Raw genomic sequence first — 23,306 nt, forward strand, 5'->3', positions numbered from 1 at the left:
CCGGTTGGGAATATTGTTGAGCAGGGTCCATTCCGGTTGGTAAGCTTGTCGTTTTAATTGGGTATTGATGACTGCCTTGGTAGGTTTTCCTGGGTTCCTGATTTCATTGGGGTTGGAGAGTGTGTTGGAAAAGGTTTTGATTGTTGAAGATGAGGTTCACGCGCGGAGTGGCCTTACAGAGCTGATTGAAAGCTGGGGCTACAGGGCGGAGTGTGCCGCCGATGGCATGGAGGGTCTGGAGAAGGCTGTCTCCTGGGCTCCCGCGATTGTTGTGACTGATCTGAAGATGCCGCGGATGGACGGCATGGAGTTGCTGAACCGGATTGGCGAGTTGCCGCAGCGGATGGCGGTGGTGATGCTGACGGCGCAGGGTTCGATTGAGTCGGCCGTCGATGCGATGCGGATGGGGGCGTACGACTACATTCCCAAGCCGGTGGACCCGGTTCGGCTGAAGACGATTCTGCATAATGCGAGCCGACAACGTGAGGCGGACGCTGAGATGGAGGCGGAGGGGCGGCAGCAGCGGGATACAGGCGTGCTGGGGCCGATGGTGGGCTCGTCACCGCAAATGGTGGACATCTTCTCGATGATCGAGAGGATTGCGCCGTCGAATGTGTCGGTATTGGTGACCGGCGAGAGCGGGACTGGAAAAGAGCTGGTGGCGCGGGCGCTGCATGACCTGAGTGCGCGGAGGCTGAAGCCGTTTGTGGCGGTGAACTGCGCGGCGATTCCGGAGACGTTGATCGAGAGCGAGATCTTCGGGCATGAGAAAGGCGCGTTTACGGGCGCGCTCGAGCGACGTGCAGGGTGCTTTGAGCTGGCAGAAGAGGGAACGCTGCTGCTCGATGAGATTGGCGAGATGCCGATGGCGACGCAGGCGAAGTTGTTGCGCGTGCTGGAGGATCGGAAGCTGCGAAGACTGGGCAGCAAGATCGAGACGCCGGTAGATGTACGAGTGGTGGCAGCGACGAATAAAGATCCTGAGAAGGCAGTTGCGAACGGAGACCTGCGTGGTGATCTGTATTACCGGCTGAATGTTTTCAATATCCAGATGCCTCCGCTGCGTGATCATTTGATGGACGTTTCCGCGATTGCGGAGAGGATGATCGAGGATATGAACCAGCGACACCATTGCACGGTGGCTGGGCTGAAGGATTCGCTGATGATTCGGCTGGAGGGATACCAATGGCCGGGCAATGTGCGGGAGCTGCGGAATACGATTGAGCGCGCGGTGATTCTTGCGGGCTCGGGGATGCTTGGGATTGAGCATCTGCCTCCGCACTTTGGGGAGCCGGGGTTCGCTCCGCCTCCGAATAGAGTTGGCGGAGTGGAGAGCGTTTTGGTTTCGCAAGCGGCGCCGTATGAGGATGGGCAGCGACGTTTGGACGAGTCGAACTCGGTGCGGGTTGAGGTGGGGACTACGGTGGATGAAGCGGAACGACAGCTGATTCTGAAGACGCTGGTGGCGACGCATAACAATAAGACCAAAGCCGCGGAGATTCTCGGGATCAGTTCGAAGACCTTACAGAATAAGCTGAAGGAGTATTCGAACGCTGCAGTGACGGAGTAACGATGCGGCTGAAGACGAAGCTCGTGCTTGCGGCGACGGCGTTGACGTTTGCGATCGTGCTGGTGTTGTCGGCACTGTTCCTAAGCGAGTTGCTGCGGCAGAGGATCGAACAGACGGCGTCGGCGAACGATACGCTGTCGCGCGAGGTTCTGTTGGTGACGCGGTTGGTGGTGGAGGCAGGTCTGAAGGCGAACCCGCCTGTAGATCGAAGCGATGAGGCGTTGCATGCCGCAGTTGTGAACGCGTTGAGGACTCGGCCGGCGCTGGCTGATGTGATGAACGCGATTGTGCGCTACTCGCCTACGGTGCAGGACGTGAGCGTGACGGATGCACATGGGATGACGTTGTTGAGTACCGATCCGGATGCGGTGGACCAGCCGGCAGTGTTCCGGTTCAGTCTGGAGAGCGTGCAGAATGGTCCGCTCCAACGGCAGATGAGAGTTCTCTTTGGCAAGCCGCGAGTTTTGGACGTTTCGCAGTCACTGGAACGGAATGGGTTTCCATTTCTGGTGGTGCATATGGGAGTGCGGTCGACGTTTTTGAGGAACTCATACGAGCCATGGCTGCTGGATGCGCTGATCTTTGCGGCGCTGGCGGCGCTGGCGGCGATGTTGTCGGCGGGGCTACTGGCGAATGTGGCGCTGCGTCCACTGGAGGCTATCAGTGCGCGGCTGGAGATGTTGTCGCGGGCTGCAGGAGCGATTCCGGAGCGATTGGCGGAGAGCCGCGGTACGAGGACCGATGAGGTGGTTCGGGTGACGCGGACGCTGGACCGGCTGGGCGAGCAGATGCGCACGCAGGAGGCCGGCTACACGGCGCTGCAGGCGAATTTGAACCAGATGCTGGATACGCTGCGCGATGGCGTGTTGCTGTTTACGGCGGACCGCCGCGCGGTGATGGTGTCGGATGCGGTGGCTTACTTTCTGGGAGCGCCGTTGAACGAAGATCACGAAAAGCTGGTGGGGATGCGGCTGGAAGAGATCTTTGCGCCGGATAGTGTGCTGGGAGAGGCGGTGTTGGAGGCGTTCGAGGGAGGCCAGGTGAGTGCGCAGGTGATCACGCTGGAGGACGGGCGGCAGGTGCAATTCTCGCTGGATCGGATCGACGATGGGTTGAGTGGGGCGGGGAATGTGACGACGCTGTTGACGCTGCGGGATATGGAGTCGGTGGCACAACTGGGGCAGGAGATTGAGGTGGCGAGGAGGCTGGCTGCGATTGGGAGGCTGACGGCTGGGGTGGGACACGAGGTCAAGAATCCGATCAACGCGATGGTGCTGCATTTGGAACTGCTGCGCGGAAAGCTGGCGCCGGGTGGAGTTGAGGCGCTTGGCGGGGCGCAGCGGCATGTGGAGATTCTGGCGGGAGAGATGCAGCGGCTGGACAGGGTGGTGCAGACGCTGGCGGACTTTTCGCGGCCGATGGAACTGCATCTGCGGGAGCACGATCTGCGGCAGGTGGTGGGGATTGTGATGGAGCTGACGGCGGCCGAGATGCAGGAGAATCAGGTGGTCGTGGTGGTCAATGCTCCGAAAGAGCCGTTGATGGTGCGGGTGGATGCGCAACTGATGCAGCAGGCGCTGTTAAACCTGCTGTTGAACGGGATGCAGGCAATGCCGGATGGCGGAGCGATGGTAGTGCGGTTGCGACGGGATCATCAATTTGCTGTTGTGGAAGTAATTGACGAAGGAGTAGGTATACCGCCGGAGCTATTACCGCGTATCTTCGAACTGTACTTCACGACAAAACCGAAGGGCAGCGGAATCGGTTTGGCGATGACGTACAGAATTTTGCAGTTACATGGCGGAGCGATGGAGGTAAGATCCAATGCCGATCCCAATTCGGTCGAGCGAGGGACTACTTTTACGTTTCGACTGCCGATAGCGGCAGGAACGGCCACGGAGAGCAGAAAGGCCGCCGCAGCTGGAGCAGTTCACAAAGAGTTAGAGGAACGGGTTTGAAGGGTACGAGCAACATTATGCAGAAGATCGCATGGACGACTCTCTGGTTTGGTTTGACGATAGGGCTGGCAGGATGCCGGCATAAACCGCAGCTCGCTCCATTGCCGCCGGTGATGGCTCCGGTGGCGCTTGAGGAGATTCCGGAGCCGGACAATCTCCCGATGGTGGAGGCTCCTCCGGAGAATCTGCCGCCGGTGCCGGTTTCGACTGAGGCGGGAAAGCCGAAGAGGAAGAAGAAGCAGCCGCCGAAGGTTGTGGTGCCCGCTGAATCGGTGGCTGACGCGCAGGTGGCGAACGCCGCTGCTGGTCCGCCGACACCGGACGCTGCGGTCGGTGCGTTGACGGCGGGCGGCGAGACGAATCCGCAGACCAAACAGGAGGCGGAAGATCTGATTGTCTCGATTGATAAGAGGCTGAATGCGCTGCCGGCACAGAAGATTGAGGAGCAGAAGGCCCAGGTGAGTAAGGTGCGGAACTTCTGGAAGGATGCGCAGGAGGCTCTGAAGTCTGGCGATGCCGAGGGGGCTAAGACGCTGGCGACGAAGGCTAAGTTGTTGCTCGATGATCTGGAGAAGTAAGGGATAGTCGTTGTTCCACTAACAAATTTGTGAATCTCGCGCTTCGCGATCTACCTGTTATCAAAGGGTTGCGAGCTGGCGCATCCTGAGCGATGGGCGTAGTCGCTGCGCTTCGAACAGAGGCGGTGCTGGCACAGTGCGGCGAGGACTATAATTCCGGCGGGCTCCGGGCCTGCTCCCCCAAAAATCTATGTTTTCAAGAGGCGATCATGAAATCGAGGATCTCGATGTTTGTATCCGTGGCGGCGCTGTCGGCGCTGTCGTGTTGTATCCCGCGTAGCGTTTATGCCCAAAAAAACTGGAAAGCTGGCCTGGGGGCTCAAAGCAAGGATATGAGCAAACTGGCTATCGCTTTTCTTCCCAACGAGCTCTGGATCCACGAGGGCGACAACATTACGTGGACCTCCGCCAGCGGCGAGATTCATACGGTGTCATTCCTGATCGCCGGTCAGGCGTATACCGATTTCATGACGGGATGTCCGGGGTTCTCGCCCAGTGGAACGAGTTTTGACGGCTCCAAGTGCGTGAGCGCGCCTCCGTTAACGACGGGGCAAAGTTTTACCGTGAGCTTCCCTAAACCTGGCAACTATAGCCTTGTCTGTCTGGTCCATCCGCACATGACTGGAGTCATACATGTTCTCGCCGCGTCGGCGACTCTACCGCACGATCAGGCCTTCTATGACGCGCAGGGGGCGGACCAGCGGAGGAGTCTGCTCGCCGATACAGACAGGCAGAGGGACATGGATGACATGCTCTCCGCGCACGTGCTGGCAAACAAGAACGGCGTGACTGCGGGTATTGGAGAGATGAACGTGACCGGCGCTGGATTCGAGTCGCTTTCTGTTGTGCGTTTTTTGAAGGGAACGATTGAAATCCATAAGGGAGACACGATTGAGTGGACTAATTTAGACCCGGCGTTGCCGCATACGATCACCTTCGGAATGGAGCCGGCGAATCCCATTCCTCCGTCCGGCAACGTGCCCCTGACCCTGGATGCAGATGGCGTATTGCATGCCACGATTAATTCGAAGGGGGACAACGTACATTCGGGCCTTATTCTCGCGTCGCCGGAAAACCAGGTTGGCGTGCCACAGTCTCCTCCGGGCAATACGCGTTTTCGCATTACCTTTACGGAGGCGGGGACGTACAACTACATATGCGCGTTGCATGATGAGCTTGGCATGGTTGGCAAGGTAATTGTCACGCCTTATTAGCGGATGGGAAGGGGCGGCACCGATCGGCGTCGCCTCTTATCATGCGAGGTTGTTGCAAAGAGCCGCTCTGGGCGATGCGTGGCATTCTTGTTTGTAGCGACGGAACTGCTGCAGATTTAGGCGGTGGCTCCGTGGCATTTTTTGTATTTTTTGCCGGAGCCGCAGGGGCACTCGTCGTTGCGGCCAACTTTTTCGCCGGCGTGACGAGGGCCGGAGCCGTTGCTTTCGGCAGAGGCTGCGCCTACGGAACGAGCTTGCTCGAGTTCGCGCTGCTTTTTCTTCTGGAACTCGCGCTCGAGTGCGTCGATGGTGGTGGAGGGAGCGCGGTTGGGCTGGGGTGCCGGTGCATTTTGACGCGCGGCCGGAGCGTTGGTGTGTTGCGGTGGGCCGGATGGGGGCAGTGCGTTTTGAGGAGCAGCGGAGGCTAGCTGCTGTTGGGCTTGTTGGGCCTGAGCGAGAGCCTGTGCGTGGGCTTGCGCTTGAGCGAGCTGCTCGGCGGATTCGATGGGGGTGCCGTCGGGGCCGATGATCTGCATGCGGAAGAGGTGGCGTGCGGTGTCTTCCTGGAAACGCATCATCATGCCTTCGAACATCTCGAAGGACTCCTTCTTGTAGGCGACGAGCGGATCTTGTTGCGCGTAGCCGCGAAGGCCAATGCCCTCCTTGAGGTGGTCCATCGCGAGGAGGTGATCTTTCCAGAGGCCGTCGAGGACGGAGAGCATGACGATGCGCTCGTGGTAGCGCATGGCTTCGGCGCCGAGGATGCTCTCCTTGATATCGTAGCGGCCGCGGAGGTTTTGGAAGATGGCTTCGCCTAGCTCGTGGCGGTTGAGTGCTGTCGCGTCGACTTCGGTTTCTAGACGTGCGCCGAAGATGTCGTAGATCTGGGAGAAGAGAGGCTCAAGCTTCCACTCGTCGGCGTGAACTTTTTCTGGGGCGTTCTCGTCGAGGATGTTGGAGAGGATGGTGGAAGTGTAGTCCTCGGTGATGAGCTGCTTCTGGTCGACACCTTCCATGAGCTGTCGGCGGAGACCGTAGACGGCTTCGCGCTGCTTGTTCATGACGTCGTCGTACTCGAGGACGTGTTTGCGGGATTCGAAGTTTTGCGTTTCGACGGCCTTCTGAGCGGCTTCGATGCGGCGAGAGATCATGCCGGATTCGATGGGAACTCCCTCTTCCATGCCAAGGCGCTGAAGGAGCGTGGAGACCCACTCGCGGGCGAAGATTCGCATGAGATCGTCTTCGAGCGAGAGGAAGAAGCGGGAGGAGCCGGGGTCGCCCTGACGGCCAGCGCGACCGCGAAGCTGGTTGTCGACGCGGCGGGACTCGTGGCGTTCGGTGCCGAGGATGTGAAGGCCGCCTGCGCCGATGACGGATTCGTGTTCGGCTTTGGCTGCGCCATCGTGGGCTGCGGTGGCGGCGTCCCAGGCTGCCTGCGTGGTTTCAAACTCCTGTCCGGTGTAGTAGAAGCGGACCATGCCGGGACCGGCGACGGGGTTGATTGCGCCTTCGGCTGCGCTGACGGCGCGGGCCTGTTGCTTGCGGACGAGGTCCTGGCGGGCCATGAACTCGGCGTTGCCGCCGAGGAGGATGTCGGTACCGCGGCCAGCCATGTTGGTGGCGATGGTGACCATGCCGAGACGACCGGCTTGTGCGACGATCTCGGCTTCCTTCTCGTGGAACTTTGCGTTGAGGACGACGTGGCGAACGCCTTTGCGCTTGAGGATCTCGGAGAGGAGCTCGGACTTTTCGATCGATGTGGTGCCGACGAGTACGGGCTGCTTTTCGGCGTGGAGACGGGCGATCTCGTCGGCGACGGCGAAGTATTTTTCTTTCGCGGTGCGGTAGACGACGTCGGCGTTTTCGATGCGGAGCATCTTGCGGTTGGTGGGGGTGACGACGATGTCGAGCTTGTAGATCTTGTCGAACTCGGCGGCTTCGGTCTCGGCGGTACCGGTCATGCCGCTGAGTTTTTTGTACATGCGGAAGTAGTTCTGGAAGGTGATGGTGGCGAGCGTCTGGTCTTCCTTGCGGATGGCGACGCCTTCCTTGGCTTCGACGGCCTGGTGGAGTCCGTCGGACCAGCGGCGGCCGGGCATGAGACGTCCGGTGAACTCGTCGACGATGATGACTTCGCCGTCTTTGACGACGTACTCGACGTCGCGCTTGTAGAGGGAGTGGGCCTTGATGGCGACTTCGACGTGATGCTTGAGGTCCCAGTTCTCGGGGTCGGCGATGTTGCCGATGCCGAGAAGTTCTTCAATCTTCTCCCAGCCTTCGTCGGTGACGGTGATGGAGCGGGTCTTTTCGTCTACGACGTAGTCGCCGGACCAGGTTTTGGTTTCGACGGTTTCGATGAGTTCGCCAAGCTCGAGCTTGGGGATGATGATGTTGACGCGGGCGTACTTGTCGGTGGTCTGGTCGGTGGGGCCGGAGATGATGAGCGGGGTGCGGGCCTCGTCGATGAGGATGGAGTCGACTTCGTCGACGATGCAGTAGTAGTGGCCGCGCTGAACCTGATCCTTGAGCTCGAACTTCATGTTGTCGCGGAGGTAGTCGAAGCCGAACTCGTTGTTGGTGCCGTAGGTGATGTCGGAGGCGTAGGCGTCGCGGCGCTGCTGGTCGTCGAGGTCGTGAACGATGACGCCGACGGTGAGGCCGAGGAAGCCGTAGATCTTGCCCATCCATTCGGCGTCGCGTTTGGCGAGGTAGTCGTTGACGGTGACGACGTGGACGCCGCGACCGGCGAGCGCGTTGAGATAGCAGGGGAGCGTGGCGACGAGAGTTTTTCCTTCGCCGGTCTTCATCTCGGCGATCTTGCCGGAGTGGAGGACGATGCCGCCCAGGAGCTGGACGTCGAAGTGGCGCATGCCTACGGCGCGTTTGCCGGCTTCGCGAACGACGGCGAAGGCTTCGGGCAGGATGGCGTCGAGTGCTTCCTTTTCGGCGGCGATGCGCTCGTCGGCGTTCTCTGGGGTGTCGGAGATGTTTGCGATGGCCGCGGCGATGCGCTGGCGGAACTCGGCGGTCTTATTGCGCAGATCCTCGTCGGAGAGCGCCTGAATGGTCGGCTCAAGCGCGTTGATCTGCGCGACGGTTGGCTGGATGCGCTTGACGGCGCGTTCGTTACTGGTGCCAAAGACTTTTGCAATGACTGAGTTGAGCAAAACGATATCCTTCGGGGCGTATTTTGTCCCAAATACTAGTGTAAATGGTGCGGGAGGGTGGCGGGCTAACGGCTTCGCTGGCCGTTATTTACGCGGGAGAGAGTCGGGGCGCTGTTTAGGATTTCGAGCGCACGTAGACTGGGTCGCGTTTGAGGTAGGCAAAGCGGTATTTGGCGTCTTGTCCTGAGGGCGCGCAGAGGTGTCCGGCGAAAGGGGCGCGGAGGACGTTGGTGCCGATGGAGATTGCTACGAAGGCCGGGGAGAAGCACTGGCTGTTGTCGTAGACCTCGCCCGAGACCCAGTGGAGCTCGCCGGTGGCTTCGGCGTTTGCAGGGACGGCTACCGGGAGGATGACAGGGCCGGGGTGCATTCCGGGTGGGGTTTCGAGGGAGATGGGAAGTTTGGTGTGCGAATCGTCTTCGAAGACGAGCGCGGGGCTACCGGAGACGGTGCAGGTCTGGGAGCCGATGTTGCGCAGGACCAGGAGCGTGCCGGATTGCGACATGCCGTCGAAGTTGCCGCCTTCGCTGTCGAAGGAGAGAGAAAGCTGCGCGGCAGTGCATGCCAGCAGGGTTGACGCGGATTGCAGAGGGGTCGCGCTCGCTGATGAGGCGAGGACGAGCACCACTGCGACTACTACATAGACCGCGTTCGAGGCTGGTTTGGTCACTGGGAGAATTTTAGTCTTTCTTTGCTGATCTGTTGAGATGTTTTCGCAATGGTGAGAGGCGGGGCACGATGTAAGCTGGCTTGTCAGTGCGGGTTTCCGGTCAGGTGGAGCTTCTAATGCTGAATTACATGCAGAGTGGCGTGCTGGTGGTTGTGGCGATGCTGGTGTCGGTGTTCATGGTGCTGGTGCTTAATTGGGTGTGGCCGATTCCGAATCGCAAGTTGATCAATGATGTGACGGGATGGCAGCTGGGGATTCTGGGAACGACGTATGGCGTGATTCTTGGCTTCATGCTGTACACGGTGTGGATTGATTTTCGCGCGGCGGAGATCAATGCGTCGCGGGAGGCTAGCTCGGTATTGACGGTGACTCGGATCGCGTCGGCACTGCCGGTTGAGGCACGAGAGGAGTTTCGGACGCTGGGTATAAAGTATGCCGATGCAGTGGTGAACCAGGAGTGGCCGGCGATGCAGCATCAGGAGGAGAGCAGCGCTGGAGAGATGATCGAGGTGGATATGTGGAGGCTGCTTGCGGCGGTGAAGGACCAAGCCGGCTCGGCGAACAGCGTGGACCATTTGACCCAGGTGCTGAGTGATCTTTCGGAGAGACGAGGCCTGCGGGAGGAGCAGCTTCGTGTAAGGCTGCCGGTTGTGTTGTGGATTTTGCTGTTGGCGGGCGGTGGAGCGACTGTGCTGTCTTCGTGCGTGCTGGGGAACGACAATAAGTGGCTGCACTATTGCCAGGTGCTGGCGCTGACGTTTGTGGTGGCGGTGACGCTAACGGCGATTGCGGATTTGGCGAGGCCGTTTGAGGGCGCGGTGTCGGTGAGCCCGATTGCATTTGAGCGTGTGGAGAAGATGATGCAGTCGGATGCGGGGCATTAGCCGGGTTATGTTCTGCGAAGGACGAGGAGCGTCATGTCGTCGACCTGCGGGGTGCCGGAGGCAAAGGCGTGGAGAGAAAAAAGGATGTCCTGTACGGCGGCTGCGGCGGAAGGCGAGTTTTGTTTGAGCACTGCGGCGAGGAGGCCCTGCTCCTCCCATTCGGCGCCGCGAGAGTTGATTGCTTCGGTGATGCCGTCGGTGTAGATGGTGAGGGTGTCGCCAGGGTTGAAGGCGAGGGTCTGCTCTTCATAGGTAGCGTCGGGGAGCAGGCCGAGGACAGGGCCGCCGCACTCGAGCCTGGTGACCTGGCTGTCGCTGAGCAGCAGAGGCGGATTGTGACCAGCGTTGACGTAGGTGAGGGTCTGCGCCGAGGGATCGTAGACGAAGAAGACGAGTGTGGCGTAGCGGCTGGCGGAGGAGGCTTCGTAGAGGAGGCGGTTGAGGTCTTCGATGACAGCAGTGACGGGGTCTTCGCGGTGATTGATCATAAGGCTGCGAAGCGAGGCGCGGAGGGTGGCCATGAGCAGGGCGGACGCAATGCCTTTGCCGCTGACGTCTGCGACAACACAGCAGAGGAGGCCTTTCCAGGTGATGAAAAGGTCGTAATAATCACCGCCGACCTCATCGGCGCTTTTATAGGTAGCTGCGGAGTCGATGCCGGGAACGGTGGGGAGGGACTGGGGCAAGAGTCGCTCCTGGACCTCGCGGGCGAGATCGAGTTCGCGGTTGACTTTGGCACGTCTGACGGCCTCTTCGCTGAGGGACTTGACGTGGCGGGCTGTCTCGAGACCGCGGCCCATCTGTTGGCTGAGTTCACGGAGGAAGCGAAGCTCGTGGCGGAGGAAGTGTTTTCCCTCGGGTTTGGCGAGTGTGGCGAAACCGCGTAAGCCAGTGCGGCCTTCGAAGGGTATGAGGAGTTGAGCTCCGAGGGCGTCGAGGGCGGCGATCTCATGGGAGGAGGCGAGGAGTTGCCAGGCGTCGGGCGTCTGCTTTGTGAAGGGGGAGGGTCTTCGCTCGCGCTTGAGGCGGAGGATGGTGGCGGAGCTGGCGGGAAAGATGAAGCCGGAGGTAAGGTCGCGGGCGGTTCCCTGTGGGACGTAGTCGGAGTCTTCGCGAAGGAGGATGTGGAAGGAAGAGAGGTGCAGTGCGGATGAGATTTTGCGGGGGCAGGTGACGAGCAACTCGTCAAGAGAGAGTGTGCGGCCGACTTCGAGCAGGATTTCTTCGAATTGATCGCGAGAGGCATACCCGCTAGGGGTTAGCTTTTCATTGAGGAAGCGGGCTATTTTCTTCTTTAAAGAGAGAGGTCTGTCGGTCATGTCAGTTTTGGTGGAGCTGAGGCATGAATAGGTCCCCTTATTGAAGCATAGGTATCTCCGTAGTTTCAGTAGTGCTTTTTAAAAAGAGAAATACGGGAAACGAGCACGACCTTTCGCTGCGTAGTGGTTTCTACGCAGGTAGAGCGCAAGGAGTTCCGTAAGAGTGGGTTTAGATGACTAGTGGCCGCCCATGGCTTCGGGGTCGGGCTTTGCAGTTTTGGTGGGGAGACGCATGATGAATGGTAGCGGGGTAAGCAGGAAGATGGTGCACGCGAGAATGGCGAAAGCGTTTTTGTAGCTGAGCATAGAGGCCTGGCGAAGCATCTGCTGGTAGGCCTCGCCGATGGCCATCTGTGAGGCGTTGGCTGCGGACATTCCTTGCGACATCAGCATCTCTTTCATGCGGTCCATGTAGAGGTTGTAAGGAACACTGCCGCGGACGACATTGGCGGAGAGTGCGACTTGCTGGACTTGCGAGTTGCGGGCGAGATAGGTCGTAAGGAGCGCGGTACCCGCGCTGCCGCCGAGATTGCGGGCGAAGTTGGAGAGACTGGAGATCTGGTTAGTCTTGTTGGCAGGGACGCCGACGTAGTTGAGGGTGCTGATGGGGATGAAGATGAAGGCGAGGCCGATCATCTGCAACATACGCCAGAGGGTGACGGTGCCGAAGGCGGCGTTGAGGTCGAGACGGGTGAGGTTATAGATGCCTATCGCCGTGACCAGATAGCCGAGACAGACCATGAGGCGAGGGTCGAATTTGCCGAGGCTGCGACCGGCGACGAACATCATGATCATCATGACGAAGCCTGCGGGGGAGAGGACCATGCCAGCACGTTCTGCGGTGTAGCCCAGTAACCCCTGAAGGTATTGGGGGATGAGGACGGTCGAGCCGAAGAGGACCATGCCAAGGACCAATTGCAAAAAGACGGCGGTGCCGAAGTTTCGATTTTTTAATAGCTTGAGGTCGACGATGGGATCGGGATGGTGCCACTCCCAGAAGGCGAAGAAGATGAGCGTGGCGGCAGCGAGGATGGCAAAGGTGACGATCATGGGCGAACCGAACCAATCCTTCTCCTGGCCCTTGTCGAGGGTGAACTCGAGGCAGCCGACGCCGAGGGCCACGAGACCAAGGCCGAGGAAGTCAATCTTGAGGTGCTTGGCCTGCTCCATGCGCTCTTTGAGGTGTGGTGGGTCTTCGACCATGCGGTTGCTGAGGTAGAGCGAGATGAGGCCGATGGGGATGTTGATGAAGAAGATCCAATGCCAGTTGAAGTTGTCGGTGATCCAGCCGCCGAGGGTTGGGCCGATGGCGGGAGCTACGACGACAGCCATGCCGTAGACGGCGAAGGCCTGTCCGCGCTTTTCGACGGGAAATGTGTCGGCGAGGATGGCTTGTTCACTAGGGGCGAGGCCGCCGCCGCCTGCGCCCTGAAGGATGCGCGCGACGATGAGAAGAGGAAGCGTGTTTGCGATGCCGCAGAGGAAGGAGCAGATGGTGAAGAGTGCGACGCAGGTCATGTAGAAGCGCTTGCGGCCGAAGCGGTTGGAGAGCCAGCCCGAGATGGGCAGGACGATGGCGCTCGACACAAGGTAACTGGTGAGGACCCAGGTGGCTTCTTCAGAGCTGGCGCCGAGTGTGCCGGCGATGTGGGGCAGGGCGACGTTGGCGATTGAGGTGTCGAGGACCTCCATGAAGGTGGCAAGAGTGACCGTAAGGGCGATGGCCCAGGGGTTGTGGTGGGGCTTCCAGGCAGCTGGCGCGGCAGGGGCGGGCTTTGGCCGGGCGAGTGCTGGGGAGGGTGCGGTCATCGTTGCCATATCAGTCTCCTGATATGATATCAGGAGACTGATATGGCTTCTTTATATTTGAACGAGAAAAAAAGACAGGTGGAAAGGAGACGGGCGGCGCAGATGATGAAGCGCATCCTGATCCATTTTCATAGCCAGATGGACGAGGCGCTGCGTCCTCAGGGAGTTACGATAGCGCAGCTGCGTCTGTTGAAGACGGTTCGGGAAGAACCGGGGGCGTCGGGGGCTCAGTTGGCTCGGTCGTGCTATATGACTCCTCAGTCTGCGCAGTCGCTGCTGACGGGACTGGAACGAGATGGGTGGATTGTACGGAGCAAAGGGCGGGGAAACGATCGGATTCTTGCGGCTCGTGTGACGCCTGAGGGAGAGAAGCTGCTGGAGACTGCGGAGAAAGCAGCGAAGGTAATCGAAGGGAAGTTGTGGCGGGGGGTGGCGGAAGATTCGATCGAGGCTTTGAATGGAGTGTTGGAGCAATGCCTTGCGAATCTTGGGCCGGAGTCGAATGGGTCTTAGGGTTCGGTAGTGCGGCCGGCACCTGGTTGGGCAGATGCCGGCTTTGGTTTTATTGGGTTGAGTTTTTGTGGAAGAGCGCGTGGTTGATGTCGGGCCAGAACTCATGGACGAGGAAGGTTGCGGCGTCGATGCCGACGTTTTGCCCCCATCTATCTGCTGTGTTGCCGAAGTCCCGCTCGCGGGAGGGGTAGTAGAGGTTTGAGATGCCAGCTGCTGCTCCGGCACCGACGACTTCACTGATGTTGAAGGTGTCGTGACCTGCGTCATTGCGTGTGATGACGGCGCGGCTAAGAGAATATCCTGCGCGCTTCCAGAAGCCTCCGGTGCCCAGAGTGTAGTAGCGGGTGTCTTCGTGAGTGATGACAGGCACGATGAACTCGACGAAGTAGTTTTCGTTGGCCTGATCGACGAAGGCGTGCCAGTAATAGCGGCCGTATCCGGCAGCTCCCTGGCCAAACTCGGGCGTGTCGTTGGTGGCCTGGTTGTATCCTGCGACGATACCTGGAATGAAGAGAGCAGAGTAGTCGAAGCTGTCCTGCGTGGCGGTGAGGAACTTCTCTTTTACAGTCTGCGGGGGGAGATGAACGTCTACGCTGACGGCACGAAAGTTAGGAAATATGCCGAGGATGCGCTTGGTCTGCTGCCCTTCGCCTTGCGCGTCTTCGATGGTTGCGTCGTGCGATGCCAGCTGGGCCTGAGGGGCGTCGGGATAGTCGGCGTTGCTGAGTGAGGATGAGGTTTCGTCACTCACGGTTTTGAGTGTTGCTGACGTGTCCGGGAGGGAGTTTTGGTTGTTCTGTCCGTGTGCGTTTCCGCAGAAAAGATACAGCGAAAGGAACAAATTTGTGGCGCAGATGACATAGGGAGGAAGTTTTATTTTCATGGGCCCGGGTTGTGTTGTTGGTTGGTTAGACGCAGAAGTACGGCGATTTGTCTGAGATGATTCATTCCGCCGTCATTTGAATTGTCACACCTGCGAATGAGCAAAGAGACATGAGTAAGGACGCAGATTTTCCCACTGTGATCTGTGCTTATCTTTGTTTAGTTAACTGGGCCTAACGGAGGGTGGCGTGGAAGCGGAGACGAACGTAGTCGGCGATCCAATTGCCGTCGGCGTCACGCAGGGTGGGCTCGAGCAGGGCAATGGTGTTGGCGAGGGCGACTGCTCGATCGTGTGGATTGAGGCGGTCGAGGACGCCGTTGCGGAAGGTGTTGAGCCAGGACTCCATGCCATTGGATAGAGGTGTGGGGCGAGGGATGAGTTCGATGGATTGGATAGTGAAGCCGGCGGATTCGAGTAGTCGGCGATAGAGTGCAGGGGAAGGGAAGAAGCTCGCGGCGGTGGCTTCGGCGTCGATGTGGAAGGGTGCGAGTACGGCCTGGAGCGCGGTGCGGATTGCGGCGACGTTGCCTTGGCCGCCCATCTCGGCGACGAAGCGGGCCTGTGGATTTTCGCTGCGAAGTGCGCGGTGGACACAGGAGAGCATCGCCTGATGGCCAGAGGCGCCGTTGATCCAATGGAGCGCGGCGTTCGAGAAGACGGCGTCGAATTGTTGGTTGTAGGGGAGGGCGGTGGCGTCGTGATGGTCTAGAGCAAAGCTGGTGGTGCTGTGGAGGTTGCGTTCACGCGCGGCGGCGAGCATGGAGGGTGAGGCGTCGACGCCGGTGACGATGGCGCCAGTCGCGGCGAGTTGCTCGGTGAGGGCACCGTCGCCACAGCCAAGATCAAGAATGTGTTCGCCGGGTTGCGGGGCGAGGAGAGCGACGACGTCTGTGGCGAGAGTTGCGACGAAGCGGCCGTTGGCGGCGTAGGCTTCAGTGTTCCAGATCTGTCCTGTGGCGGGCGGTGCAGAGTTGCCGGGAGTCGTCATAGGGTTATTGTCCGACAGGGAGAGCGCGTCAATGAAGAAGATAAGAATTAACGACGGCCAGATAAGCGGGGCTGGATGGTTGGTCTTCGGTTGTCACAGTCTTTTGTCGGGTGATAAAGGGGGTTCTCATCGAGGTTTTTTGCGGTTCAATACTTCGAGAAGAACGACGGCTTCGTTGTGGTCTATATCCTTTGCGCCGTAGAGGAGAGTAGCGGGTGCCTTGGCGATGGCTTGATGGAGGAGCGCCATCTGTTCGGGGTTGTGTTTCAACTCTGCGTGGTAGCGGGTTTTGAATTCGGGCCACTTTGCCGGGTCGTGAGCGAACCACTTTCGCAGATCGTTGGTGGGTGCGATCTCTTTGAGCCATAGATCGACGCGGGCCTTTTCTTTGGTCAGGCCGCGCGGCCAGAGCCTGTCGACGAGAATGCGGGTGCCGTCTTCTTCGGAGGGTTCCTCGTAGACTCGTTTGATTTGGACGGTCAAGGTTGATTTTTTCTTTCTGGTGAAATCAGGAGCCGTAGCCGCGGTGCTTCATGGCGGCTAGTTCCTCGTTGCTGGGCCAGGAGATTGTCAGGAGAAAGACAGAGTCGCTCTTGGCTTCTACGTCGTGCCGGATGGAGGCGCCGAGGGTGAAAAGGGTTCCGGTGGGGAGATCGTGCGGCTTGCCGTTGACGGAGACGCGGATCTGGCCTTTAAGGATGTGAAGCGAGAGGGTGCCATCGGCGTGATGCTCTTTCATGCGGACGTCGCTCTGCATGGAGATGAGGACGACCCTGAGGTCGTGCTTCTTGAATAGGGTCTTGGAGTAGAGGCCGGCTGGCCAGGGTTTTTTTTGCTCGGCGTCGGCAATCTCTCTGGCGAGGTCGAACTGCGCGATCTTGTCGATCATGTTGCCGTCTTGCTGGGAGGTTGTCATGGCAGACGCTCCTTTGTTTTGCTGAGAGTCTACTCCTCTCACTGGGAGAGAGGCGACGGTGAATAGGTTGTGAGGCGGGGTGGGCGGTTGTTGCCTATACTTATGTTTCGCTGCGGTAGTGGATTGCGGCGGGCGGAAGAATGTTTTTGAGGAGTGGATCAGTGACTACGACGATGACGGCGGCGGTTGCGTTTGGGCAGGGGAACAAGACGCGGTTTGTGGAGGAGTTGAAGGCGTTGTTGCGGATTCCTTCGGTGTCGACGGCTCCTGAGCATGTGGAGGATGTGCGGCGAGCTGCGGAGTTTGTTGCGGCAGAGCTGGAGAGGATTGGCATGGAGAATGTTCGACTGATCGAGACGACTACGGTGAAGCGGAAGGGGCATCCGCTGGTGTATGCGGACTGGCTGCATGCGGCGCCGGGAGCCGATGGGAAGGCGAAACCTACGGTGCTTTGCTATGGGCACTACGATGTGCAGCCGGCAGAACCGTTGGATGAGTGGAAGACGCCGCCGTTTGACCCTACGGAGCGCGATGGGAATATCTATGCTCGCGGTGCGGTGGATGATAAAGGGCAGATGTGGATGCATGTGAAGGCGCTGGAGTCGTTAATGGCTGCTGGTGGTGGAAAGCTGCCGGTGAATGTGCGGGTGATCATTGAAGGCGAGGAAGAGGTTGGAGGCGAGGGAATCGCTGCGTTTGTGCGTGAGCACGGGGATCATTTGAAAGCCGATGTTGCGCTGGTGAGCGATACGGAGATGTTTGCGCCGGAGCTGCCGACGCTGTGTGTTGGGCTTCGCGGGATGATCTATACGGAGATTGAGGCGCGCGGGTCGAAGGTAGATCTGCACTCTGGAATGTATGGCGGGGCGGCACCGAATCCGTTTGTCGCGCTGGCGCAGGTGATTGCGAAGTTGAAGGATGAGAATGGAAAGATTCTGATTCCGGGATTTTATGACAAAGTGCAGAAGCCTACGGCTGATGAGTTGAAGGCCTGGAAGGCGCTGCCGTTTGATGAAGAGCATTACCGCGAGACGGAGGTGGGGTCGAGCGTGTTGACGGGAGAGCCGGGATTGAGTGTGCAGGAGCGGACGTGGGCGAGGCCGACGCTTGATGTGCATGGAATGCCGGGTGGATTTGTTGGAGTTGGAGCGAAGACGGTGATTCCTGCGAAGGCCTTGGCGAAGGTGAGCATGCGACTGGTGCCGGATATGACGCCGGCGGAGAGCTTTGCGAAGTACAAGGCATATGTGGAATCGATTGCGCCTAAGGGAGTGCAGCTCGAGGTGCGATTAATTCATGCCGGAGATCCGATTGTAGTGAGCACCGATAACGTTTACGTGAAGGCTGCGACCGAGGCGATGCGTGAGGTGTTTGGGAAGGAGACCGTGTTTGTGCGTGGGGGAGGATCGATTCCGATTGTCGGAGATTTTGTGCGCGAACTGAAGATTCCGACCGTGATGATGGGGTTTGGACTGCCGGATGACAACCTCCACGCGCCGAACGAGAAATTTCACTTGGCGAACTTTCATCGGGGGATCGAGTCGATTGTGCGGTTTTTGAGTGGTGTCGCTGCTTGATGCGGGAGGGCTTGCCTCCGGTTGGTGGGTATGTGCTGGCTGGGGGTAAGAGTTCGCGCATGGGGAGCGATAAAGCGCTCTTGGAACTGGCGGGGAAGCCGCTTGTGCTGCATGCGACGACGAAGCTTCGACGGCTATGCGCAGAGGTAAGCATTCTCGGTAGCGATTCTGCGCTTGAGCGATTTGCGCCACTGGTGCGGGATTTGCACCCGGGATATGGACCGATGGCGGGGATAGAAGCTGCACTTCTGAATTCGAAGTTCGACTGGAATTTGGTGCTGCCAGTGGATGTGCCATTTCTGCCTACGGCTCTGTTGGATGACTGGCTTTGGTCGGTGCTCCATCGTCCGATTCGGGATATCAAACTTGCGATGCTCTCGGTTGATAGCTATCCCCATCCGGCGTTATTGATAATTCATCGACAGATTGTGCCTTACCTGACAGCTTCTCTGGAGCGCGGCGAGTTGAAGTTGCTTCCGGCGCTTCGATCGGCGTGCGATGAGATTGCAGCCAAGCTTAAAGTGAAGAGCAAGAACGTTTTTGTGGAGATGCAATGGGATGATCCGTTCGCTCCTGTGATGAAGGATGACAGCGAGCCGTGGCGGACACTGACGAAGGCTCAACGGGAAAACCGGTCGCTGTGGTTTGTGAACCTGAATACTCCGCAGGAGTTTGCAGATGCGGAACGGCATATCGATGCACTGGATACTTAGCAACAGGCGATGGGTTAGGCTAGATTTGCGTTGAGATTTGGGTGCTGGGAGTGGTGATTATGGCTGAGCCGGATAAGAAATTTGAGGGAGAACAGGTTGAGGTGACCGCGGATACGCCGCTGATTGAGAGCGTGTCGGAAGATGTGTCAGCGGAGGTGGGCGACTTTATTCAGCAGGCGGCTCAGCAGAACGAGGCGGCTGCGGACGCTTTGCCGGATGTGAAGAATAAACCTGGACCGTATATCTCGTTCGAGCATGTGTACAAGTCGTTCGGCGAGTTTGTGGTGCTGGAGGACGTGAGCTTCTTTGTCTATCCGGGTGAGACGCTGTGCATTCTCGGACGAAGCGGTGTGGGTAAGTCGGTTTCGCTGCAGATGCTGCTGGGTTTTTTGAAGCCGGATAAAGGAATGATCAAGGTCGCGGGGGAGAATATCTGTGGCTTCAAGGAGAGAGAGTTACAAGAGATTCGGCGGAAGGTGACGATGGTCTTTCAGAATGGAGCGTTGTTCGACTCGATTACGGTGGGGGAGAATGTCGCTTTTCCGATGCGCGAGCGCGGAGAGATGGCGGAAGACCAGATACTGCAGGTGGTGAAGGGTTTGCTGGAGATGGTGGGTGTGGCGGGGATGGAAAGCCTGCTGCCATCTGACTTATCGACCGGGATGAAACGGTCGATTGCGATTGCGCGGGCATTGGCGTCGCAACCCGAGGCGGTGCTGTACGACGAGCCTACAACTATGGTGGACCCTCTGATGGCACATCTTCTTGGAGACTTAATCGAACGGCTAAAACAGCAGCTGCACCTGACCAGTATCGTCGTGACGCATGATATGCGGCTGGCGAAGAAACTGGCCGATCGAGTTGTGTTTTTGAGTGCAGGGAAGGCGATTTTCTTTGGAACGATGGGAGAGATGGAGCAAAGTCAGGATCCGATCCTTCAGGAGTTCCTGGCGCTTGACGAGTTGGTTACCCCGGTCTAGGAATTGTGCTCAAGATGCACGTTTTCTGGCTAAATCGAGTCCAGTGAATGCTTATTTAGATGATGCAAAGTGTTGCAGTACCTGTTGCCAAGCCCTTGTCTGAGACGTATGCTCGAAATAACACCAGTAATTCAAGTGACCCGCAGAAACTGTAGCGATTTGTTTTTTGATCGGCGGTATTCCTGAGCTTCGGTTCAGGCATCCTACCGACTTAAGGCCCAGGATTTATGAGTTGAAAGGCGTTCGCTATGGCGACACCGGATTATCTGCAGCAGGTCATTGTCTCAGAGAGAAAATTCGCGGGCAATGGAAGACGCGCGTCGAGAGCTAGCGGCGTATTCCGCAGGCCATCGATCACGAGTACGGTCTGGGCGTCCCTTGATCTTGTGACGGTGGTGATTGCTGCGCTCATGGCCTTGCGGTTTCGTGTACAGCCGCCTGCTGATGTCTCTACTCTGCGTGTGTTGCCGCACCTCATCAAATCTTCTCCCAATCTTTTGCCCTTCTACATCGGCTGGTATGGGATCTGTCTGATCTTCTTTACGCGGTCGTATAACCTGTACGGAACGATTCAGCACCATAGCGCGTTACATGAACAGAGGATGACGATTCAAGCCTCGTTGACTTCGGGGCTGCTCTTGTGTGGGACGCTTTACCTGTCGAGTGGCGAGGCGATCTCGCGGATCGTGGTTGCGTTGATGGTGTTGTTTACGACGGTGATGCTGTGCCTGCGGCGCGCGTTGTGGCGGCGGATGGTCTACCGGCGATTCCGTGCGGGGATCGAGACGCGAAATGTTTTGATCGTGGGAGCAGGGCGTGTTGGGCATGCTCTGAGGAACCACATCGACACACTGCAGCACCTGGGATTTCGCTTCAAGGGCTTTGTTGCCTTGACCGAACGCGAGGCTGAGTCCGGCAATGCGGACGTGGTGGGGGATGTGCGGAACTGCTTGTCGCTGGCGCGGTCACTGTTTGTGGATGAGATCTTCTTTTCTGTTCCGGCTGAAGAGAAGATGGTCATCAGCATGGTAGAGGAAGCCCGGATAGCGGGTATCGATGTCCGTGTGGTTCCGGATATGTATGACGGCCTGGCGTGGAATGCAAGGGTGGAGTATGTCGGTCAGTTTCCAACGATTCCGCTGCATCGCAGGCATTTTCCGATAGGCGGCTTCATGTTGAAGCGGGTGCTCGATACTTCTGTATCAGTGATTGGTCTGTTGGTAACTTCGCCGATTATGCTGGCGATTGCTCTTGCGATCCGGCTGGATTCCCCTGGACCGATTTTTTATAAAGCACAGAGGATTGGCCGAAAAGGACGCACGTTCTCCTGTTACAAATTCCGGACGATGGTGCAGAACGCGGACAAACTCAAGGCGGATCTGGAACATATGAACGAGCGCGACAGTGTGCTGTTCAAGATCAAGAAAGATCCGCGGATTACAGGGGTCGGTAAAGTTTTGCGAAAGTATTCGCTGGACGAACTGCCACAGTTCTATAACGTGCTGAAGGGCGATATGAGCCTGGTTGGACCGAGGCCCCCGATGGCGGCCGAGGTGGAACAGTACGATCTTTCGCATCTGCGGCGGTTGGACGTGTTGCCAGGCATTACCGGATTATGGCAAGTGGAAGCACGGCAGGATCCTTCGTTCGACAGCTATATCTCGCTCGATACCGCCTATGTGGAGAACTGGAATCTGATGATGGATCTTCGCATTCTGGCACGTACCGTGGGTGTGGTATTGAGCGGGACAGGCTCCTAAATCGTTTTTCCTGGTGAGATTTGCAGATGCCGTTTTTCCCCGGAAAACCGGTATTGGGAGCTGCGGCTCCCCTTTACGCCAACACGAAAAAATGATCAAAGCGGTAGACTTGAAGAGTGAAGATAGCGCTTGCCCAGATCAACCCGACGGTGGGTGACTTCGCCGGGAATGCGAAGAAGATTCTTGAATATGCGTCTCGTGCCGAAGCTCTAGGCGTGGGTCTTGTGGTCTTTCCTGAACTGGCCGTGTGTGGATATCCGCCAGCGGATCTTTTGGAAAAGGCATCGTTTGTTGCGCGGGCCGAGGAGGTGGCGGCTGAGCTTGCACAGTGGACCACGGGTGTGGGGCGACCGGCGATTCTGTGCGGAACGGTGATGGCCACCAAAGCGAGTGTGGGCAAGCAGGTGAGGAATGTCGCGGCGCTGCTTGACGGGGGCAAGTTGAGCTTCGTGCAGCAGAAGATGTTGCTGCCGTTTTACGACGTCTTCGACGAGCAGAGATACTTTGAGCCTGCAGTGGAACAGGCGCTGGTCTGCGTACGCGGTGAACCGCTGGCCATCACCGTCTGTGAGGACGCGTGGAACGACAAGAGTTTCTGGCCGCGGCAGATGTATCCGGTGGATCCGGTTGAGAAGCTGATGGGGCAGTGGGAAGCGCAGTCGCAGGACCTGGTGGGCCGCCAGCGGGTTATTTTAAATATCTCAGCCTCGCCGTATTGGCAGGGAAAGCAGCAGGTGCGCCAGAGCATGCTGGCGGCCCTGGCGCGGCGGCATGGTGCGTTTGTGGCGATGGCGAATCAGGTGGGTGGAAACGACAGCCTGGTGTTTGACGGCACATCACTGGTGATTCGGCCGGATGGCGAGGTGGTGGCGCAGGCTGCTTCGTTTGCCGAGGATCTGATTGTCTTCGATATGGAGGATGGAGCGGCTGGTGCAGTCGAGAAGCCGGTGGATGAAGTTGCGGCGATGTGGGATGCGCTGGTGCTTGGGACGCGGGACTATGTGAGAAAGTGTGGATTCAGCAAGGTGCTGGTGGGGCTGAGCGGAGGGATTGATTCGGCGCTAGTGGCAGCGATTGCCGTGGAGGCACTGGGGAAGGAGAACGTGATCGGCGTGGGCATGCCGACGGAGTACTCGTCGCTGGGCTCCATTGAGGACGCGAAGAATCTGGCGAAGAATCTTGGCGTGAGGTTTGAGTTGCTGCCGGTTCATGATGTGTTCGCGCAGTTTCAATTTTTGTTGCAGCCGCTGTTTAAGGGAACGCCGTTTGGACTTGCGGAGGAGAATCTGCAGCCGCGGATCCGCGGGACGCTGTTGATGGCGCTGTCGAATAAGTTCGGCGCGCTGGTGTTGACGACTGGGAATAAGAGCGAGATGTCGACGGGATACTGCACGTTGTACGGTGACATGGTAGGGGCTTTGGCCGTGATTGGCGATGTGATGAAGACGCGGGTTTATGCGCTGAGCCGGTATGTGAACCGTACGAAGGAGGTTATACCGTGGGAGACGATCTCGAAGCCTCCGTCGGCAGAGTTGCGTCCGGGGCAGCAGGATACGGACTCGCTCCCACCGTATGAGGTGCTCGATCCGATACTCGAGGCGTATGTGGAACGATATTGTTCGGCGGAGCAGATTGCCGAGGAGCAAGGCGTGGATGTGGCGCTGGTGAGATCGGTTCTGCAGCTGGTGGAGAAGAGTGAATATAAGCGGCAGCAGGCGGCTCCGGTGTTGAAAGTTACGAGAAAGTCGTTTGGAATGGGGCGGCGATTTCCCATTGCGGTCAAAGTTCAGGTGTAATAGAGGAGCTG

General features: G+C 58.4%; 19 protein-coding genes. 11 read left to right on the top strand and 8 right to left on the bottom strand.

Going from position 1 to position 23,306, the window contains the following annotated elements:
• The first annotated feature begins 121 nt into the window (after positions 1-121).
• From HDF14_RS08230 to HDF14_RS08245, 4 genes are all read left to right on the top strand, one after another.
• Positions 122-1,570, top strand: coding sequence for a sigma-54-dependent transcriptional regulator (locus HDF14_RS08230; protein ID WP_313899518.1), 1,449 nt, complete (start codon positions 122-124; stop codon positions 1,568-1,570).
• 2 nt (positions 1,571-1,572) lie between these two features.
• Positions 1,573-3,528, top strand: a complete 1,956-nt coding sequence (locus HDF14_RS08235; RefSeq protein WP_183975346.1) for a sensor histidine kinase — start codon at positions 1,573-1,575, stop codon at positions 3,526-3,528.
• Positions 3,529-3,545: 17 nt separating this feature from the next.
• Positions 3,546-4,106 carry a hypothetical protein gene (locus HDF14_RS08240; RefSeq protein WP_183975348.1) on the top strand — a complete coding sequence of 187 codons (561 nt, stop codon included), beginning with the start codon at positions 3,546-3,548 and terminating at the stop codon, positions 4,104-4,106.
• Positions 4,107-4,315: 209 nt separating this feature from the next.
• Positions 4,316-5,320: a cupredoxin domain-containing protein gene (locus HDF14_RS08245; RefSeq protein WP_183975350.1), complete on the top strand. Its 1,005-nt coding sequence runs from the start codon at positions 4,316-4,318 to the stop codon at positions 5,318-5,320.
• A 116-nt stretch (positions 5,321-5,436) separates the two neighbouring features.
• Here HDF14_RS08245 and secA read toward each other — a convergent pair whose 3' ends face one another.
• Together secA and HDF14_RS08255 are read right to left on the bottom strand one after the other, a co-directional pair.
• On the bottom strand, positions 5,437-8,487 hold the full coding sequence (gene secA, locus HDF14_RS08250) for a preprotein translocase subunit SecA (RefSeq protein WP_183975354.1): 3,051 nt from the start codon (positions 8,485-8,487) through the stop codon (positions 5,437-5,439).
• 115 nt (positions 8,488-8,602) lie between these two features.
• Positions 8,603-9,157 carry a DUF4232 domain-containing protein gene (locus HDF14_RS08255; protein ID WP_183975355.1) on the bottom strand — a complete coding sequence of 185 codons (555 nt, stop codon included), beginning with the start codon at positions 9,155-9,157 and terminating at the stop codon, positions 8,603-8,605.
• Between the two features lie 116 nt (positions 9,158-9,273).
• Here HDF14_RS08255 and HDF14_RS08260 point away from each other — a divergent pair, with 116 nt between their 5' ends.
• Complete coding sequence (locus HDF14_RS08260) at positions 9,274-10,041, top strand: DUF4239 domain-containing protein (protein WP_183975356.1); 768 nt, start codon at positions 9,274-9,276, stop codon at positions 10,039-10,041.
• A 5-nt stretch (positions 10,042-10,046) separates the two neighbouring features.
• Here the strand turns inward: HDF14_RS08260 and HDF14_RS08265 are convergent, their stop codons facing one another.
• On the bottom strand, positions 10,047-11,360 hold the full coding sequence (locus HDF14_RS08265) for a PP2C family protein-serine/threonine phosphatase (protein WP_183975358.1): 1,314 nt from the start codon (positions 11,358-11,360) through the stop codon (positions 10,047-10,049).
• Between the two features lie 177 nt (positions 11,361-11,537).
• Positions 11,538-13,169, bottom strand: coding sequence for a DHA2 family efflux MFS transporter permease subunit (locus tag HDF14_RS08270; protein WP_183975585.1), 1,632 nt, complete (start codon positions 13,167-13,169; stop codon positions 11,538-11,540).
• A 42-nt stretch (positions 13,170-13,211) separates the two neighbouring features.
• Here HDF14_RS08270 and HDF14_RS08275 point away from each other — a divergent pair, with 42 nt between their 5' ends.
• Positions 13,212-13,682: a MarR family winged helix-turn-helix transcriptional regulator gene (locus HDF14_RS08275; protein ID WP_183975360.1), complete on the top strand. Its 471-nt coding sequence runs from the start codon at positions 13,212-13,214 to the stop codon at positions 13,680-13,682.
• Between the two features lie 49 nt (positions 13,683-13,731).
• Here the strand turns inward: HDF14_RS08275 and HDF14_RS08280 are convergent, their stop codons facing one another.
• The 4 genes from HDF14_RS08280 to HDF14_RS08295 all read right to left on the bottom strand — a co-directional run bounded on the left by HDF14_RS08280 (position 13,732) and on the right by HDF14_RS08295 (position 16,469).
• Positions 13,732-14,565, bottom strand: coding sequence for a hypothetical protein (locus HDF14_RS08280; protein WP_183975362.1), 834 nt, complete (start codon positions 14,563-14,565; stop codon positions 13,732-13,734).
• 172 nt (positions 14,566-14,737) lie between these two features.
• Entirely contained in the window at positions 14,738-15,553 is an 816-nt protein-coding gene (locus tag HDF14_RS08285; RefSeq protein WP_183975363.1) for a class I SAM-dependent methyltransferase, read from the bottom strand.
• A gap of 126 nt (positions 15,554-15,679) precedes the next feature.
• Positions 15,680-16,036 (bottom strand): DUF488 domain-containing protein, encoded by a 357-nt coding sequence (locus HDF14_RS08290; RefSeq protein WP_183975365.1) that lies wholly within the window; start codon positions 16,034-16,036, stop codon positions 15,680-15,682.
• Between the two features lie 25 nt (positions 16,037-16,061).
• On the bottom strand, positions 16,062-16,469 hold the full coding sequence (locus HDF14_RS08295; protein WP_183975367.1) for a cupin domain-containing protein: 408 nt from the start codon (positions 16,467-16,469) through the stop codon (positions 16,062-16,064).
• Between the two features lie 173 nt (positions 16,470-16,642).
• Here HDF14_RS08295 and HDF14_RS08300 point away from each other — a divergent pair, with 173 nt between their 5' ends.
• The 5 genes from HDF14_RS08300 (at position 16,643) to HDF14_RS08320 (ending at position 23,295) form a co-directional block, all read left to right on the top strand.
• Entirely contained in the window at positions 16,643-18,046 is a 1,404-nt protein-coding gene (locus HDF14_RS08300; RefSeq protein ID WP_183975587.1) for a dipeptidase, read from the top strand.
• Entirely contained in the window at positions 18,046-18,759 is a 714-nt protein-coding gene (gene mobA / locus HDF14_RS08305; RefSeq protein WP_183975369.1) for a molybdenum cofactor guanylyltransferase, read from the top strand. The genes HDF14_RS08300 and mobA overlap by 1 nt, the downstream gene beginning before the upstream one ends.
• Positions 18,760-18,818: 59 nt before the next feature.
• Positions 18,819-19,739, top strand: coding sequence for an ABC transporter ATP-binding protein (locus HDF14_RS08310; RefSeq protein ID WP_183975374.1), 921 nt, complete (start codon positions 18,819-18,821; stop codon positions 19,737-19,739).
• A 248-nt stretch (positions 19,740-19,987) separates the two neighbouring features.
• Positions 19,988-21,499, top strand: coding sequence for a sugar transferase (locus HDF14_RS08315; RefSeq protein WP_183975375.1), 1,512 nt, complete (start codon positions 19,988-19,990; stop codon positions 21,497-21,499).
• Positions 21,500-21,615: 116 nt separating this feature from the next.
• Positions 21,616-23,295, top strand: a complete 1,680-nt coding sequence (locus HDF14_RS08320) for an NAD+ synthase (RefSeq protein WP_183975378.1) — start codon at positions 21,616-21,618, stop codon at positions 23,293-23,295.
• The last annotated feature ends 11 nt before the right edge of the window (positions 23,296-23,306 follow it).

The organism is Tunturiibacter gelidiferens, assembly GCF_014201335.1.
GTDB classification, from domain to species: domain Bacteria; phylum Acidobacteriota; class Terriglobia; order Terriglobales; family Acidobacteriaceae; genus Edaphobacter; species Edaphobacter lichenicola_E.

Coding starts and splice junctions, on each gene's coding strand:
- HDF14_RS08295 (WP_183975367.1), bottom strand. CDS start 16,469: ATGACAACCTCCCAGCAAGACGGCAACATGATCGACAAGATCGCGCAG.
- HDF14_RS08260 (WP_183975356.1), top strand. CDS start 9,274: ATGCTGAATTACATGCAGAGTGGCGTGCTGGTGGTTGTGGCGATGCTG.
- HDF14_RS08240 (WP_183975348.1), top strand. CDS start 3,546: ATGCAGAAGATCGCATGGACGACTCTCTGGTTTGGTTTGACGATAGGG.
- HDF14_RS08310 (WP_183975374.1), top strand. CDS start 18,819: ATGGCTGAGCCGGATAAGAAATTTGAGGGAGAACAGGTTGAGGTGACC.
- HDF14_RS08275 (WP_183975360.1), top strand. CDS start 13,212: ATGGCTTCTTTATATTTGAACGAGAAAAAAAGACAGGTGGAAAGGAGA.
- HDF14_RS08285 (WP_183975363.1), bottom strand. CDS start 15,553: ATGACGACTCCCGGCAACTCTGCACCGCCCGCCACAGGACAGATCTGG.
- HDF14_RS08235 (WP_183975346.1), top strand. CDS start 1,573: ATGCGGCTGAAGACGAAGCTCGTGCTTGCGGCGACGGCGTTGACGTTT.
- mobA (WP_183975369.1), top strand. CDS start 18,046: ATGCGGGAGGGCTTGCCTCCGGTTGGTGGGTATGTGCTGGCTGGGGGT.
- HDF14_RS08280 (WP_183975362.1), bottom strand. CDS start 14,565: ATGAAAATAAAACTTCCTCCCTATGTCATCTGCGCCACAAATTTGTTC.
- HDF14_RS08270 (WP_183975585.1), bottom strand. CDS start 13,169: ATGACCGCACCCTCCCCAGCACTCGCCCGGCCAAAGCCCGCCCCTGCC.
- HDF14_RS08300 (WP_183975587.1), top strand. CDS start 16,643: ATGACGGCGGCGGTTGCGTTTGGGCAGGGGAACAAGACGCGGTTTGTG.
- HDF14_RS08265 (WP_183975358.1), bottom strand. CDS start 11,360: ATGACCGACAGACCTCTCTCTTTAAAGAAGAAAATAGCCCGCTTCCTC.
- HDF14_RS08245 (WP_183975350.1), top strand. CDS start 4,316: ATGAAATCGAGGATCTCGATGTTTGTATCCGTGGCGGCGCTGTCGGCG.
- HDF14_RS08315 (WP_183975375.1), top strand. CDS start 19,988: ATGGCGACACCGGATTATCTGCAGCAGGTCATTGTCTCAGAGAGAAAA.